We start from the raw sequence: 14758 nt of genomic DNA on the forward strand, positions 1-14758 counted from the left end.
GACGCGATGGACCTCGACCTCGCCGTCACCGCCGGCGCCCAGACTCTCGCCGAGCTGGGCTCGACTGAGACCCTGGACGTGCGCCGCTCCCAGGCGCTGGCTGGATTGGCTCGACACCAGCTGTCGTTCGATCTGGCGGCCGGCGAGGACTCGTCAGGTGCGGTGGTGACGGCGGTGCCGCGGCCGCCCAAGCAGCTGGTCCTGCACGTCCACCTGGCCGACGCCGCGATCGGCCGGCTGGAGAACGGTCGGGTGCCGATCACGGTCGAGCAGGTCCGGGGCTGGTGCACGAACCCCGACACGAGCGTGGTGATCAAGCCGGTGATCGACCTGGCCGAGCACCACCACGTGGATGCCTACGAGTTCCCGGACCGGATCCGCGAGCAGTCGGTGCTGCTCAACCCGACCTGCGTGTTCCCGTGGTGCACCCGGTCGGCCCGGGGCTGCGACAGCGACCACCTCCAGCCCTACAACGCCGGTGGCAGCACCGCCTCAGACAACATCGCGCCGCTGTGCCGCAGACACCACCGGCTCAAGACCCACGGCCGCTGGCGCTACACCCGCCTCGATCCCGACTCGTTCCTGTGGAACAGCCCGCACGGCTACACCTACCTCCGCGATGCCACCGGCACCACCGACGTCAGCCGAGATCGGCTACCACCCGCGGACCGTCGACCCGACCTCTCGCCGGACCGACAACCCTGACCGCCCCACACCCCGCCGATCCACGATCCGCGGGGCAGCGGCACGCGTCAGCGAGCACCCAGAGCGATCGGGCAGCCCCGCCCAGAACCAGGGCGGTCCGTCACGACCCGATTCGGAGCAGATCGGTACTGTCGGGGCATGACCGAGCTCCCCCGCAAGGCCGCGGCACGTACGGCGCGTCTCGCCGCCCTGCCGTTGAGCTACGCCGGGCGCAGCGCTCTCGGGCTCGGCAAGCGGATGGGCGGCAAGTCGGCCGACGCCGTGCTGTCCGAGATCCAGCAGCGCACGGCCGAGCAGCTCTTCCGCACGCTGGGCGAGCTCAAGGGCGGCGCGATGAAGTTCGGCCAGGCGATGTCGGTCCTCGAGGCCGCTTTGCCCGACGAGATCGCCGGGCCCTACCGCGAGCAGCTGACCCGGCTCCAGGACTCCGCACCCCCGATGCCCACGCAGCTGGTCCGCGACGCCCTCGAGCGTGACCTGGGCGCCGACTGGGCCGACCAACTCGTCTGGCTGGACGGCGGGCCCACCGCCGCCGCCTCGATCGGCCAGGTCCACAAGGGCCGCTGGCACGACGGACGCGAGGTCGCGGTCAAGGTGCAGTACCCCGGCGCCGGCGAGGCCCTGCGCGCCGACCTGCGCCAGCTCGCTCGCTTCGCCCGCACCATCGGTCCGCTGGTGCCGGGGGTCGAGATCAAGCCCCTGATCGCCGAGCTCCAGGCGCGCACCGCCGAGGAGCTGGACTACCGACTCGAGGCCGAAGCCCAGCGTGCCTTCGCCGAGGCGTTCCGTGACGACCCGGAGATCGTGGTGCCCGACGTCCTGGCCGCCGGCGACACCGTGCTGATCAGCGAGTGGATGGAGAGCGACTCCTCGCTGGCTGCGGTCATCGCCCAGGGCAGTCAGGAGCAGCGCGACCACTACGCCGACCTGTTCGTCCGCTTCCTCTTCTCCGGCCCGGCCCGCACCGGGATGCTGCACGCCGACCCGCACCCCGGGAACTTCCGGATCCTGCCCGGCATCGACGGCGGTCCGGGGAGGATGGGCGTGCTCGACTTCGGCGCCGTCGCCCGCCTGCCCGAGGGTCGGCTGCCCACGGCGATGGGAGCGCTGATCCGGATCGCCGCGATCGAGGACCACGAGCAGCTCCTCCAGGGTCTTCGCGACGAGGGGTTCGTCAAGGACGGGATCACGATCGACCCCCGTCAGCTGCTCGAGTACCTCTCCCCCTTCGTGGAGCCGACAATGGTGGAGAGCTTCCGGTTCTCCCGTGACTGGATGCGCACCCAGTTCCAGCGGATCAACGACCCGCGCTCACCGACCTACACGATCGCGCTCAAGCTCAACCTGCCACCGTCGTACCTGCTGATCCACCGGACCTGGCTCGGCGGGATCGGCGTGCTGAGCCAGCTCGAGGCCGAGGCCCCGTTCAAGCAGATCCTGACCGACTCGCTGCCGGGGTTCGCCGAGCCCGCCTGAGTCAACCCGGCCCGCCTCAGTCAGCCCGGCCCACCGGGGTCAGGAGGTGCTGGACTCGCGACGACTGACGATCCCCTGGTGGCACCGCTTGACCAGCAACGCCGCCAGCTCGGGCTCGTCGCGCTGGAACCGCTGCCAGCCCGCGAGCGTCTGCTCGAAGGTCCGCCACAGCTGCTCGATGCGGTCCGGGTCCGGTTCGACGCGGGTGCGCCCCAGCAGGAACCCACCCACCGCGCCACGCTCGGCATCGACCTCGCGCGCCAGCCCGTGGGTGACCATCTCGCGCTCCGCGACGGCCAGGACCGTCCCCTCCGGATCGTTGACGTCACGCCGGAACCAGCCGCGGACGACGGCGTACACCGAGGTCCGTCCCTGCGCGACCTGGCCCAGGATCAGGTCGTCGTAGCCCGAGCGCTCGGTCACCTCCGGCGTGGCCACCAGCTCGATGCGCCGCCGCACGACGAACCCGAACCGCCTGCGCACGGTGAGGGTCAACCGCAGGACTCCCTGCTCACGCAGTCCCCAGAACGACACCGCCAGCACCAGCGCCGCCAGGTCTGCCTGCGAGACCTTCACCCCGGCATGGGGCACCACGGTTCCGCCGAACCGCCCGGCCGGCTTCGCCACCCGGTCGCCGAAGAGGTAGCAGAGCGTGCCCGTCGACAACGGCGGCCCGGACCCATCCGACGCAGGAGTGCTCACCCCGGGCAGCCTAGGCGAGGTGCAGCCGCAGCCGGCTCCGACTCACAGCGGCAGGAACATCACGTGCAGACCGACGTACCCGTGCTGCGGCGAGCGGAAGGCGCCCGGCACGGTGCCCACGATCTCGAAGCCGAGCGACTGCCACAACGCGACCGCTGCGGTGTTGGTCTCGACGACGGCGTTGAACTGGACGCCTCGGTAGCCCTGCTCGCGATGCCAGGCCACGACGTGCTCGGCCAGCAGTCGCCCCACGCCTCGTCCCCGCGCCGCGGGCGCGACCATGAAGGACGCCGTGCCGATGTGGTCGCCGTGACCGGGACGGTTCGGGCCCATCGTGGCGCTGCCGAGCACCACGCCGTCCGCCTCGGCCACCACCGTGCAGCCGGGCGGCGACGCGAACCACCACGGCCGGCCGGTCTCCGCGGTGAGGTCCATCGGGAAGGCATAGGTCTCGCCCGCCCGGACCGTGGCGGCGAAGAACGGCCAGATGCGTGACCAGTCGGCCTCGGTGGCGGCCCGGATCCGGACGTCGCTCACTCGCCGGTGACCCCGTCGATCGACTCGCGGATCAGGTCCGCGTGCCCGTTGTGCCGGGCGTACTCCTCGATCAGGTGGACCAGGATCCAGCGCAGGCTGAACCGGCCGCCGCCGTGCCGCACGGGCCGTTCCTTCACCGAGAGCGTCTCCAGTCCGCCATCGGTCAGCGCGTCGGCCATGACCCGGTCCGAGCGCTCGATGGCGGTGTCCAGCAGGTCGCGGAGCTGCTCGGGGGTGTCCTCGGCGGCACTGTTCCAGTCCCAGTCCTCGTCGGCGTCCCAGTCGACCGCATCCCACGGCTCGGAGGCCGGGCGGCCCTGCAGCACCGAGGTGAACCAGTAGTCCTCCACCAGGGCGAGGTGCTTGAGCATCCCGCCCAGCGTCATCGTCGACGGGGCGAGCCTGGTGGCGAGCTGCTCGGCGTCGAGGCCTTCGGTCTTCGTCCGGAGGGTGTCGCGGTGGAAGTTCAGGAAGCCGAGGAGCGTGGGCACCTCGTCGGCTGCGAGGGGCGGGTCGATCCGATCGGTCGTCATGGCGGCCACGCTAACCGGACCGCCAGCCCCCGTCGCCCCACTTTCGGCTCGCCTAGCGATCCACCCAGCGTTCGCCGACCGGCTCCGCCACGAGAGTGCCGCCGGTCAGCTCGGCGATCCAGGCGTGCAGCTGCGCGACGTCGCCCGGCGAGACTCCGAGCAGCAGCCCCACCTGCGCGCCGTACGTCGTGTCGAGTACGGCGACCCCGCGGGTGCGCAGCTCGCTCTCCACCCGACCCACGTCGCCATGTCCCAGCTCCAGTCGGAGCTCCCGGACCAGCTCGCGCCGCCTCGTGCCGGCGACCTCGAGCCCGGCGCGTACGGCGTCGCCGTAGGCGCGCACCAGCCCGCCGGCGCCCAGCAGCGTGCCGCCGAACCAGCGGGTGACCACGGCGACCACGTCGCTCACCCCTTCGCCGGCATGACCGCGCAGCACCTCCAGCATCGGGGCACCCGCCGTGCCGGCCGGCTCGCCGTCGTCGCTGGAGCGTTCGACCGCCGCGTCCGGTCCGAGGACGAAGGCCGAGCAGTGGTGTCGGGCGTCCCCGTGCTGCTTGCGCAGCCGCTCGACCACGGCGCGGGCAGCCTGCTCGGTCCCCACCCGCTCCACGGTGCACAGGAAGCGGGACCGCTTGACCTCGATCTCGGCCACGCCGTCCCGCGCCAGGGTGAGGTAGTGGCTCATCCCCAGAACCCGAAGACGTCGCCACCGATCCGGACGATGAACGCCGACACGATCGCGATGAAGAAGATCCGCACGAAGCGCGACCCCCGGGCGACGGCGGTGCGGGCACCCACGTAACCGCCGATGAGGTTGCAGGCGCCCATCACCAGGCCGACCTTCCAGAGCACGGCACCGGCGGGCACGAAGATGCAGAGCGCGGCCAGGTTGGTCGCCCAGTTCGCCATCCGCGCCTTGGCGGAGGCCTCGAGGAAGTTGTAGCCGAGCAGCCCGACCAGGGTGAAGACGAAGAAGCTGCCCGTGCCGGGGCCGAGCGCACCGTCGTAGAAGCCGATCACCAGCCCGGTCGCCATCGCCGCGGCGGTGTGCCGGTGCCCCGAGAACCGCAGCAGTGTCGCTCCGCCGAGGGCGGGCTTGAAGAGCACGTAGCCACCGACCAGCACCAGCGCGACCAGCACGATCGGGTCGAACGCGGACCGGGGGATCTGGGTGGCCACCAGGGCACCGCCGATCGAGCCCGCGAAGGCCAGCAGCATCAAGGGCACGAAGGTCTTCGGGTCGGGTCCCACCCGGCGGTAGTACGTCGCGCTGCTGACGCTGGTGCCGCAGATCGAGGCGAGCTTGTTGGTCGCCAGCACCTGCACCGGGGAGGCGCCGGGGAGCCCGAGCAGCAGGGCGGGCAGCTGGACCAGGCCGCCACCGCCGACGACCGCGTCCACGAAGCCGGCGGTCAGGCCCGCGAGGGCCAGCAGGGCGAGCACCTCCCACGACACGTCACCCATGCCCGGCATCGTAGGCGGGCGTCGCTACGGTGAGGTGTGCGGATCGTCTCCCTGCTGCCAGCGACCACCGAGATCCTCTTCGCGATCGGAGCCGGCGACGACGTCGTCGGCGTCACCTTCGAGTGCGACTTCCCGGCCGAGGCCCGGACCCGACGGGTGGTCTCCTCGACCTCGATGCCGCACGGACTGACCCCGGTGGAGATCGACGCCTTCGTGACCGCAGCCGCAGCGCGGGGCGAGGACCTCTACCGCCTCGACCAGGGCGCCCTGGCCGGGCTGGAGGCCGACCTCGTCGTCACTCAGGACCTCTGCGCGGTCTGCGCCGTCGATGTCTCGGTCGTCGACGACGCTCTGGCCCACCTCGGCTGCGACGCCCGCGTCCTCACCGTCGACCCGCACTCGTTGGACGACGTCCTGGCCTCGATCCTCACCCTGGGCGAAGCGACCGTCCGGCAGTCCTCGGCCGCCGCCCTGGTCGACTCGCAGCGGGCACGGCTGGACGCCGTACGACGCCGGGTCGCGGGGCGAGCGCGCCCGCGGGTGCTACTGCTGGAGTGGACCGATCCGCCGTACGCACCGGGCCACTGGCTTCCCGAGATGATCGAGGCCGCCGGGGGTGAGTGCGTGCTCGGCACGGCCGGGGAGAAGTCGGTGCAGGTGACGTGGCAACAGGTCCGGGCCACGGAGCCGGACGTGGTGGTCGTGGCACCGTGCGGCTACGACCTGGCGGGCGCGACGGCCCAGGCAGACGAACTGGCCGCCTCAGGGCTGCTGCCGCCCGGGGTCCGGCTGCACCCGGTCGACGCGAACGGCCTGTGGGCCCGGCCGGGCACCCGCCTGGTCGACGGGGTCGAGGAGCTGGCCGGCTTCCTGCACCCCGACGCCTGAGCAGGGTCGGTCCTCCGGTCTACAACGGAGCCAGGGACAACACCACCACGAACGCGCCCCAGAGGGATCCCCGCCTCCTCCCCGACTCCGACCTATCGACCGCGATTGCTGGGCGGGGTGGGTGTCTTCTGCGACTGCGAGATCGTCGTCAACGGGTGGCGACTGCGTCGAGAGCTGATGGTGCGCAACCTGGCGACCGACCAGCTCGAGCGACCGGACCAGGCCCCCGACTGCGCGCGAATGCGGGCGTCATTACCCAGCCGTGCGCCAAGGAAGAGGCGCCGGCGGTGGGGACTCAGCGAGTGGTGACTCAGTCGCCGACCCAGAAGCCGCGACCGCCGAACCAGTCGCCGTAGTGCCCGCCCGGCCCGCCGCCGCCCGGCGACCGGGAGCCGAGGTAGGAGCCGACCACGGCCGCTCCCAGGTCGTCGAGCTCGGGGGCGACCACGCGGCCGTCGACCCGCCTGGCCATCGAGTCGATGAAGCGGGCCAGGCCCGGGTCCTCGCCCAGCCGGAAGAAGGTCGTCTGCGCCCCGAGCCGACCGGCGTTGTCGAGCTCGCGGACGGCGTAGGCCACGGTGAGCGGGTGCGGGGGGTAGGAGAAGTAGACCTCGCCGTCCGGCTCGAGGTGCGAGGTCGGCTCCCCGTCGGTGACGATCAGCAGCACCGGCTGGGCGTTCGGGTGCTTGCGGAAGTGCCGGTTGGCGAGCAGCAGGGCGTGGTGCAGGTTCGTGCCCTTGGCCCACATCGCGTCGAGCGCGGTCAACTGCTCGATCTCCATCACCTCCGCGTGCCGGCCGAAGCCGATCAGCTGCAGGGCGTCGCCACGGAACCGTGAGGTGATCAGGGTGTGCAGCGCCAACGCCGTGCGCTTCATCGGCACCCAGCGGCCGTCCATCGCCATCGAGAACGACGTGTCGACCAGCAGCGCCACGCACGCCTGGGTGCGGGCCTCGGTCTCGGTCACCTCGACGTCACGGATGTCGAGGCGGACACCCGCACGCGCCGAGCCCCCCTCGGAGAGGGTCCGGACGACCGCGTTGGTGACCGTCCGGGTGACGTCCCACGGCTCGGTGTCGCCGAAGGCCCACTCCCGGGTCGCTCCCGAGCGCTCGCCGGCCGCTCCCGCATGCCGCAGGTCGCGCTGCCCCTGCCTGCCGGACATCCGTTGCGCCACGTCGCGCAGCAACGCCTTGCCGAGCTGCCGCATCGCCTTCGGGCTCAGCCGCAGCTGGCCGTCGGAGCCCTTCTTCAGGTAGCCGGTCTCCCGCAGCGCCTTCTCGAGCTGCTGCAGCGTGCGCGCGTCGACCGCGGCCTCCTCCCCCAGCTGTCGGGCCAGTCGGTCGAGGTCCAGGTCCTCCATCCGGGCTCCGCCGTACGACTGGGAGAGCTGCTCGGAGAGGGCGTCGAGGTCGGCCAGGTCCTGCAGTACGCCGGTGCCGTCGCCCAGGCCCAGCCCCTGCTCGCCCTCGAACCCCTCGGACCCGCCCCAGTCCTCGCCGGGTCGCAGTGAGCGGAGGTTGTCGTCCAGCTCGGCGAGCGACTGCATCAGCTCGGGCGACCCGAAGGCCTGACTGGCCAGCGCGTCCAGCTCGGCGCGCTGCTCGGGTGTCATCGAGTTGCGCATCCGCTGGGCCGCGGCGGCACGCTGGGCCAGCGCATCCAGCAGCTCGTCGATCGAGCGCGGGTTCTCCGGGAAGAAGTCGCCGTGCTGGTCCATGAACTGCTCGAACTGCTCGGCCGTGTCCTCGCCGCGGCGATGCGCGGCCAGCAGGTCGTTGAGGTCGCGGAGCATCGCGTCGACGGCGGCCCGGTCCTCGTCCGAGGCGTTCTCCAGGGCCTGCTTCATGCCCTGGAAGCGCTGCTCGAGCAGCTCGCGCCCGAGCAGGTCCTTGATCTTCTCGTAGGCCTCGCGGGCCTCACGGCTGCGCCAGGGGTAGTCGCTGAGCTCGCTGACCGCGGCCGCGGTCGACGGCGGCAGGCTCTCGATCTGCAGCTCGGCGAAGCGGGCGTCGTCGTCGAGGTCCCGGGCCAGTTGCTTGCGCTCGGCGAGCACGGCACGATCCAGCAGCTCGCGAACCTCCTGCATGGTGCCGTCCAGCTGGTGGCGCTCCAGCAGGTCGCGACGCCGGGCGGCCACCTGCCGGGCCAGGTCGTCGAGACCGGTCCGCTCGGGGCTGCCCCGGCGCAGGAACTCCCGCATCGCCCGCTCGGGGCTGTAGCCGGCCATCACGTCCTGGCCGATCGCGTCGAGCGCCTCGGCCAGGTCGACCGGCGCGGCGAGCGGGTCCGGGCCGCCGGTGAAGCGGCCGTAGCGGGCGCGATGCGGATCCGGCCGGTCGGTCATCCGTAGACCGTCTCTCCCCCGCCGGACTCCTTGCCGACCCGGCGCACCAGGTAGAGCCCCTCCAGGGCCAGCTCGATGGCGCAGGCCCGTTGCCCGTCGTTGGTGGCGCCGAGGCGTTGGCAGACCTCGTCGTAGAGCTCGGACTCGCCGAGCACCGGCAGGCCGGCCAGGAAGTCGCGGGCGGTGACCTGCTCGCCGGTGGTGACCAGCGCGCCGGCGTCGATCGCCTCGACCAGCAGGGCGAAGTCGAGGCCGCGGAAGTGGTGCCGCACCGCCTCGGCCGTGGCGGTGCGGAGCAGGTGGGTGAGCACCTCGTGCTCGCGGCCCTCCTCCCCGGACTCGAACTCGATCTTCCCGCCGAGCACGTCGACCGCGGTCTCCAGGTCGACCACCCGGGCGACCGCAGGATCCTCGCCCTGGCTGGTGGCCCGGTGCAGGGCAGCCGCCGCGATGGTCTCGGCGCCCGCGATCGCGAACCGGGCGCTGACCCCGCTGCGCTGGTCGACCGAGGACGACTCGCGCAGCCCCCGGGTGAAGCGGGCCAGGATCTCGATCAGGTGGTCCGGGACATCGGCGACCAGGTCGGCCTCCTGCCGGATCACGCGCACCTCGTCGTCGAGCTCGGTCGGGTAGTGGGTGCGGATCTCGGCACCGAACCGGTCCTTGAGCGGGGTGATGATCCGGCCGCGGTTCGTGTAGTCCTCCGGGTTCGCGCTGGCCACCACCAGCACGTCGAGCGGCAGCCGCAGCACGTAGCCGCGGATCTGGATGTCGCGCTCCTCCATCACGTTCAGCATCGCGACCTGGATCCGCTCGGCGAGGTCGGGCAGCTCGTTGATCGCGACGATCCCGCGGTGGCTGCGCGGGATCAGCCCGAAGTGGATCGTCTCCGGGTCCCCCAGGGAGCGCCCCTCGGCGACCTTCATCGGGTCCACGTCACCGATCAGGTCGGCGACCGAGGTGTCCGGGGTGGCCAGCTTCTCGGCGTACCGCTCGTCGCGGTGCTTCCACGCCACCGGCAGCTCCTCACCCAGCTCGGCGGCGCGGCGGCGACTGACCGGGGTGATCGGGTCGAAGGGGTGCTCGCCGAGCTCGGAACCCGCGATCACCGGGGTCCACTCGTCGAGCAGCCCCACGATCGTCCGCAGCAGCCGGGTCTTGCCCTGGCCGCGCTCCCCCAGCAGCACGACGTCGTGACCCGCGATCAGGGCGCGCTCCAGCTGCGGGATCACCGTGGCCTCGAAGCCGTGCAGACCGGGCCACGGGTCGCGGCCCTCGCGGAGCGCGGCCAGCAGGTTGTCGCGGATCTCGGCGCGCAGGGTCTTCAGCTCGTGTCCGGACGCCCGGAGCTCGCCGACGGTCGTGGGGTGGGGTGCAGAGGTCACGTGCTCACGCTACGCCCGCACACCACGCCGGGGCGGCGTCTCGGCGACCGGTAGCGTGCCCGGGTGACTCCCTCGGCCCTCCAGCAGCCGTGCCCCTGCGGCACCGGGTCGACGTACGACGCGTGCTGCGGCCGGCTGCACCGTGGGGCGGCCCAGGCCGTGACCGCGCTGGAGCTGATGCGGTCGCGCTACGCCGCGTTCGTGCTCGGCGACACCGACCATCTCTTCCGCAGCTGGCACCCACGCACCCGCCCCGACGACCTCACTCCGGACACCACCCGCACCTGGACGCGGCTCGAGATCCTCGACGTGGTCGACGGCGGACCCGACGACGACACCGGGATCGTGGAGTTCGTCGCCCACTACCTGCGAGCCGGGGTGCCGGACGCCCAGCGGGAGCGGAGCCGCTTCGAGCGACGGGCCGGCCGCTGGGTCTACCGCGACGCCGAGGAGTCCGCCGACTGACGTCAGTGGTCCTCGGTGGTCTCGGGCACGACGGCGATGACGCCCTGGGCGTGCTCCAGGACGGAGGTGGCGGTCGAACCGCGCAGCAGGCCGACGATGCGGTTGCGCGGCTTGCTCCCGACCACCAGGAGGTCCACCCGGCCGGCGGCGGCCACCAGGCACTCGTCGACGAGACCTCTCGCGAGCTGCGGGCGCACCACCACGTCGGGGAACTTCTCGGCCATCCCGCTGATGCACTCCGAGAGCAGCAGCCGGATGTCGTCGTGCTCCTGGTCGTCCTCGGCCACCAGCGTGGGCCCCTCGAGGGCGCCTCGGGCGTCCCAGAAGCAGTACATGACGGTCAGCTGCATCCGGCGCACCGACGCCTGGCGGTAGGCGAACTCCAACAGGTTGCGTGAGTGCTCCGTGCCGTCGACGCCGACGAGCACGCCCTCGCGCTCGATCTCGGTGTCGCGGGGACGCAGCACCACGACCGGGCAGTGCGCGTGCTTGGCGACGGCGGCGCTGACCGAGCCGAGCACCAGGCTGCGCACCGGCCCCCTGCCTCGGGAGCCGATCACGATCATCGCGGCGTGCTCGGAGGCGGCGAGCAGGGCCTCGCGCGGATCCTGCAGGCGGAGCTCCTCGTGGATCTCGAGGTCGGGTCCGAGCTCCCGGGCGCGGGTGGCGGCGGCCGCCAGGATGTCGGCCGCGTTCTCCTTGATCGCCTCGATCACCCGACGGTGGTCGATCCCGGCCTGGTCCATCCACCACGTCGCGTCCAGCAGGTTGGCGTGCACGATGGTGAGCGGGCGGCGCTCGGCGACCGCCTGGTCGACCGCCCATTCCAGTGCCTGGTCGGCGTACGGCGAGCCGTCGATGCCGACGACGATGGATCCTGAGACCTGTGTGTTGGTGTCCATGCTGCAAGCCTGCGCCCCGTGCCCCCGTCGGCCCACAGGCGAAGGGCCCCACTGCCCGGGACCCTCGACCCTGACCTCGCCTCGGCCCGGCACGCACGATGGAGCCATGGCTGATTCACTCGTCCTGGGCACCGAGGAGTGCCGCACCCTCCTGAACAGCGGGGTCGTGGGGAGGATTGCCGTCTCCACCCCCGACGGTCCGCACATCGTGCCGGTCAACTACGCCGTCGTCGACGACTCCATCGTGGTCCGCACGTCGGCGTACAGCCTGCTCGGGACGTACGGCCGGGACTCCACGCTCGCCTTCGAGGTCGACCACGTCGACCACGAGCAGCAGCACGGCTGGAGCGTCGTCGCCCGCGGCCGTGGCGAGTTCGTCACCGACGATGACGAGCTGGACCACATCCAGCAGGTGTGGGACCCGCGGCCCTGGGCGACCGGGGTGCGGGCGCTCTACCTGCGGCTCACCTGGTCCGAGCTCTCCGGGCGGCGCCTCGGCGAGGGCTGGGACACGCGTGCCGGCGGCGTGCGGCGCGTGGTGTGACCCGCGGGGTGTGACGCGCATGGTCTGAGCCGTGCGGATGGCCCACACTGGGGGCGTGACCGACTCACGCCAGGCCCTTCCGGGGGGCGCCCAGGCTCTGCTCGACGCCGTCATCGCGATCTCCTCGGATCTCGACCTGCACAGTGTGCTCGCGCGCATCGTCGAGTCCGCCGCCGAGCTGACCAGCGCCCAGTACGCCGCGCTCGGGGTGGTCGACCGGCGCGGGGGCTTGAGCGACTTCATCACCACCGGTCTCGACGCCGACCAGCGTGCACAGATCGGCGATCTTCCCCACGGCCGGGGCATCCTCGGCCTGCTGATCGAGCAGCCCGAGGCGCTGCGGCTCGACGACCTGCACGAGCACCCGAGCTCGTACGGCTTCCCGGCCCACCACCCGCCGATGCACTCGTTCCTCGGTGTCCCCGTGCGGATCCGCGGCACCGTCTTCGGCAACCTGTACCTGACCGAGAAGAAGGGCGGCACCGGCTTCACCGAACAGGACGAGTTCCTGGTCGGCGCCCTCGCCGCCGCGGCCGGCTACGTCATCGACAACGCCCGCGCCTTCGGACTCAGCGAGCGACGCCGCCAGTGGCTCGAGGCCTCCGCCGAGCTGACCGAGGCGCTGCAACCGCCGATCGACCCGACCGACGCCCTCGACCGGATCGCCCAGGTGGCGCGATCGGTCTCGGGAGCCGTGGCGACCGCCATCGTGGACCCCGCCCCGGGGTCGACGAGTCGCACGACCGCCGCCGACGACCACGATGCCGCGCGCATCGACACGGCCCTGGACGAGCTGGACCGCCGGCTCGACTCCGCCGGCGGCCCCTCGGAGGTGGAGGTCGGCGAGCTGAGCGCGGTCGTCATCCCGCTCCGGGCACACCTGGCTCGCGGCGGCGCCCTGGTCACCCTCTTCGAGGCGGGGCACGGACCCCTGGCCTACGAGGAGCGCGAGCTGCTCGCCTCCTTCGCCGACCAGGCCGCCCTCGCCCTGGACCGCGCCCAGGCGCTGGCCGATCGCGAGGAGCTTGCGGTCATCTCGGACCGCGAGCGGATCGCCCGCGACCTGCACGACGTCGTCATCCAGCGGCTCTTCGCCAGCGGCATGCAGTTGCAGAGCATCCGGGCGGCCGCCGAGCACCCGGAGGTGATCGCGCGGATCGACCGGACCGTCGAGGACCTCGACCAGACCATCCGCGACATCCGGCGCACGATCTTCGAGCTGCAGGACCGCAACCCGGGGTCGGTGCGCCATGCCGTCACCGCCCTGATCCACGAGTACGGCGAGACGTTGGGGGTGACCCCGCGACTGACCACCTCGGGTCCACTGGACACCGCGGTCGGGCCCGAGCTTTTCGAACACCTGCTGGCCGTGCTGCGCGAGGCACTCTCGAACGTCGCCCGGCATGCGGGCGCGAAGGCGGTCGAGGTCACGCTGGAGGTGGCGGACGGGACGCTGCGGCTGAGCGTCTCCGACGACGGGGTGGGGCCGCCGTCGAGCTTCACCGGCAACGGCCTGCGCAACGCCCGGCAGCGCGCCGGCGTCTTCGGTGGCTCGCTGGACGTGAGCCAGGCGTCCCCGCACGGGACCCTGCTCACCTGGGCGGTCCCGGTCGGGTGAACCCTCAGGCGTGCGGGTGGGCGCTCGGGTCGAGGAGCTTCGAGGCCAGCACCGCCGCCTGGGTACGCCGCTCGAGACCGAGCTTCGCGAGGATGCTCGACACGTAGTTCTTGACGGTCTTCTCGGCGAGGAACATCTGCTCGGCGATCTGGCGGTTGGTCATCCCCTCCGCGATCAGCGCCAGCAGCTTGAGCTCCTGCTCGGTCAACGCCGCGAGCTCGGGTGCCGTGACCTGCGGGTTGCGGACGCGTTCCAGGACGCGCGCGGTCAGCGCCGGGTCGATCAGTGAGTGCCCGGCCGCGACCTGGCGGACCGCGCCGACCAGGTCGGAGCCCTTGATCTCCTTGAGCACGTAACCGGAGGCGCCCGCCATGATCGCGGCGAAGAGCGCCTCGTCGTCGTCGTAGGAGGTCAGGATCAGCGCCCGGATCCCGGCGTCGACGGCGAGCACGGAACGACACACCTCGACGCCGGACCCGTCCGGCAGCCGGCCGTCCAGCACCGCGACGTCGGGCTGCAACGCGGGGATCCGCGCCGTCGCCTCGACCGCCGAGCCGGACTCGCCGATCACCTCAATGTCACCGGCCGCCTCGAGCAGGGCGCGCAACCCCTGGCGCACCACCTCGTGGTCGTCGAGCAGATAGACCCGGATCTTCTTCTCCCCCACCATGGGGTCCGTTCTACACCGACTCGGCCGTCCGGACGACTACCGCGTGTCCCGGAAGCGTGGCGCGCGCCGCTCCCTGCGGGCCAGCGTGGCCTCCTCGAAGTTGTCGGTGAGCAGGCGCAGGTAGAACTGGCCGAGCCCCTCGGAGGTCATGTGGGCCTCCAGCGAGGTGGCGGCGATGCCCGCGTGCAGGGACTTCTTGGTGAGCTCGATCCCGGGCTGGGAGAAGCCGGCGATCCGCTGCCCCATCGCCACGGCTGCGGCCACCACGTCGTCCTCGACCGCGCAGACCAGGCCGATCCGCTCGGCCTCGCCGGCCAGGACGTCGCGACCGGTGAGCATGATCTCGGCCGCCCGGGTCGACCCGACCGCACGCGGCAGCAGGAAGCTCAGCCCCAGCTCGCTGGCGGTCAGCCCGTTGTTGATCCCGGCCGCCCGGAAGTACGCCGACGGAGCCGCCAACCGCAGGTCGCAGGCCAGCGCCAGGCAGAGGCCTCCCCCGATCGCCGCCCCGTTGATCGCCGC

General features: G+C 72.2%; 16 protein-coding genes. 6 read left to right on the forward strand and 10 right to left on the reverse strand.

The window, feature by feature from the left end:
• Together ABZE72_RS11020 and ABZE72_RS11025 are read left to right on the forward strand one after the other, a co-directional pair.
• On the forward strand, nt 1–705 hold a 705-nt coding region (locus ABZE72_RS11020), incomplete at its 5' end, for an HNH endonuclease signature motif containing protein (protein WP_372729075.1).
• A 138-nt stretch (nt 706–843) separates the two neighbouring features.
• Nucleotides 844–2181 (forward strand): ABC1 kinase family protein, encoded by a 1338-nt coding sequence (locus ABZE72_RS11025; protein ID WP_372729076.1) that lies wholly within the window; start codon nt 844–846, stop codon nt 2179–2181.
• 39 nt (nt 2182–2220) lie between these two features.
• Here the strand turns inward: ABZE72_RS11025 and ABZE72_RS11030 are convergent, their stop codons facing one another.
• The 5 genes from ABZE72_RS11030 to ABZE72_RS11050 are packed head-to-tail and all read right to left on the reverse strand — an operon-like array spanning nt 2221 to nt 5417.
• Complete coding sequence (locus tag ABZE72_RS11030) at nt 2221–2883, reverse strand: hypothetical protein (RefSeq protein ID WP_372729077.1); 663 nt, start codon at nt 2881–2883, stop codon at nt 2221–2223.
• A 42-nt stretch (nt 2884–2925) separates the two neighbouring features.
• On the reverse strand, nt 2926–3420 hold the full coding sequence (locus tag ABZE72_RS11035; RefSeq protein ID WP_372729078.1) for an N-acetyltransferase family protein: 495 nt from the start codon (nt 3418–3420) through the stop codon (nt 2926–2928).
• Complete coding sequence (locus tag ABZE72_RS11040; protein ID WP_372729079.1) at nt 3417–3953, reverse strand: DinB family protein; 537 nt, start codon at nt 3951–3953, stop codon at nt 3417–3419. The genes ABZE72_RS11035 and ABZE72_RS11040 overlap by 4 nt, the downstream gene beginning before the upstream one ends.
• A 52-nt stretch (nt 3954–4005) precedes the next feature.
• On the reverse strand, nt 4006–4638 hold the full coding sequence (locus ABZE72_RS11045; protein WP_372729080.1) for a YigZ family protein: 633 nt from the start codon (nt 4636–4638) through the stop codon (nt 4006–4008).
• Nucleotides 4635–5417 carry a sulfite exporter TauE/SafE family protein gene (locus tag ABZE72_RS11050; protein ID WP_372729081.1) on the reverse strand — a complete coding sequence of 261 codons (783 nt, stop codon included), beginning with the start codon at nt 5415–5417 and terminating at the stop codon, nt 4635–4637. The genes ABZE72_RS11045 and ABZE72_RS11050 overlap by 4 nt, the downstream gene beginning before the upstream one ends.
• A 36-nt stretch (nt 5418–5453) precedes the next feature.
• Here ABZE72_RS11050 and ABZE72_RS11055 point away from each other — a divergent pair, with 36 nt between their 5' ends.
• Nucleotides 5454–6305: an ABC transporter substrate-binding protein gene (locus tag ABZE72_RS11055; protein ID WP_372729082.1), complete on the forward strand. Its 852-nt coding sequence runs from the start codon at nt 5454–5456 to the stop codon at nt 6303–6305.
• Between the two features lie 310 nt (nt 6306–6615).
• Here ABZE72_RS11055 and ABZE72_RS11060 read toward each other — a convergent pair whose 3' ends face one another.
• Together ABZE72_RS11060 and ABZE72_RS11065 are read right to left on the reverse strand one after the other, a co-directional pair.
• On the reverse strand, nt 6616–8652 hold the full coding sequence (locus ABZE72_RS11060) for a VWA domain-containing protein (protein WP_372729083.1): 2037 nt from the start codon (nt 8650–8652) through the stop codon (nt 6616–6618).
• Nucleotides 8649–10037 (reverse strand): magnesium chelatase, encoded by a 1389-nt coding sequence (locus ABZE72_RS11065; protein ID WP_372729084.1) that lies wholly within the window; start codon nt 10035–10037, stop codon nt 8649–8651. Before ABZE72_RS11065 ends, ABZE72_RS11060 begins: the two co-directional genes overlap by 4 nt.
• A gap of 63 nt (nt 10038–10100) precedes the next feature.
• Here ABZE72_RS11065 and ABZE72_RS11070 point away from each other — a divergent pair, with 63 nt between their 5' ends.
• Nucleotides 10101–10502 (forward strand): YchJ family protein, encoded by a 402-nt coding sequence (locus tag ABZE72_RS11070; protein ID WP_372729085.1) that lies wholly within the window; start codon nt 10101–10103, stop codon nt 10500–10502.
• Between the two features lie 2 nt (nt 10503–10504).
• Here ABZE72_RS11070 and ABZE72_RS11075 read toward each other — a convergent pair whose 3' ends face one another.
• Nucleotides 10505–11404, reverse strand: a complete 900-nt coding sequence (locus tag ABZE72_RS11075; RefSeq protein WP_372729086.1) for a universal stress protein — start codon at nt 11402–11404, stop codon at nt 10505–10507.
• Between the two features lie 106 nt (nt 11405–11510).
• Here ABZE72_RS11075 and ABZE72_RS11080 point away from each other — a divergent pair, with 106 nt between their 5' ends.
• Together ABZE72_RS11080 and ABZE72_RS11085 are read left to right on the forward strand one after the other, a co-directional pair.
• Entirely contained in the window at nt 11511–11948 is a 438-nt protein-coding gene (locus ABZE72_RS11080; RefSeq protein WP_372729087.1) for a pyridoxamine 5'-phosphate oxidase family protein, read from the forward strand.
• A 55-nt stretch (nt 11949–12003) separates the two neighbouring features.
• Nucleotides 12004–13566: a GAF domain-containing protein gene (locus tag ABZE72_RS11085; RefSeq protein ID WP_372729088.1), complete on the forward strand. Its 1563-nt coding sequence runs from the start codon at nt 12004–12006 to the stop codon at nt 13564–13566.
• Nucleotides 13567–13570: 4 nt separating this feature from the next.
• Here ABZE72_RS11085 and ABZE72_RS11090 read toward each other — a convergent pair whose 3' ends face one another.
• The gene (locus ABZE72_RS11090) at nt 13571–14236 is read right to left on the reverse strand and encodes a response regulator (RefSeq protein WP_372729089.1); all 666 of its coding nucleotides are present in this window, start codon (nt 14234–14236) and stop codon (nt 13571–13573) included.
• A 36-nt stretch (nt 14237–14272) separates the two neighbouring features.
• Nucleotides 14273–14758 (reverse strand): enoyl-CoA hydratase-related protein (locus ABZE72_RS11095; protein ID WP_372729090.1); only part of this gene is annotated, 486 nt, incomplete at its 5' end.

Origin of the sequence: Nocardioides sp. (assembly GCF_041600255.1) — a bacterium.
Taxonomy (GTDB): Bacteria; Actinomycetota; Actinomycetes; order Propionibacteriales; family Nocardioidaceae; genus Nocardioides.

What these genes read in the sequence shown, in the direction of transcription:
- ABZE72_RS11090 (WP_372729089.1), bottom strand. Translation starts at nt 14,236, where the DNA reads ATGGTGGGGGAGAAGAAGATCCGGGTCTATCTGCTCGACGACCACGAG.
- ABZE72_RS11050 (WP_372729081.1), bottom strand. Translation starts at nt 5,417, where the DNA reads ATGGGTGACGTGTCGTGGGAGGTGCTCGCCCTGCTGGCCCTCGCGGGC.
- ABZE72_RS11060 (WP_372729083.1), bottom strand. Translation starts at nt 8,652, where the DNA reads ATGACCGACCGGCCGGATCCGCATCGCGCCCGCTACGGCCGCTTCACC.
- ABZE72_RS11040 (WP_372729079.1), bottom strand. Translation starts at nt 3,953, where the DNA reads ATGACGACCGATCGGATCGACCCGCCCCTCGCAGCCGACGAGGTGCCC.
- ABZE72_RS11080 (WP_372729087.1), top strand. Translation starts at nt 11,511, where the DNA reads ATGGCTGATTCACTCGTCCTGGGCACCGAGGAGTGCCGCACCCTCCTG.
- ABZE72_RS11045 (WP_372729080.1), bottom strand. Translation starts at nt 4,638, where the DNA reads ATGAGCCACTACCTCACCCTGGCGCGGGACGGCGTGGCCGAGATCGAG.
- ABZE72_RS11025 (WP_372729076.1), top strand. Translation starts at nt 844, where the DNA reads ATGACCGAGCTCCCCCGCAAGGCCGCGGCACGTACGGCGCGTCTCGCC.
- ABZE72_RS11075 (WP_372729086.1), bottom strand. Translation starts at nt 11,404, where the DNA reads ATGGACACCAACACACAGGTCTCAGGATCCATCGTCGTCGGCATCGAC.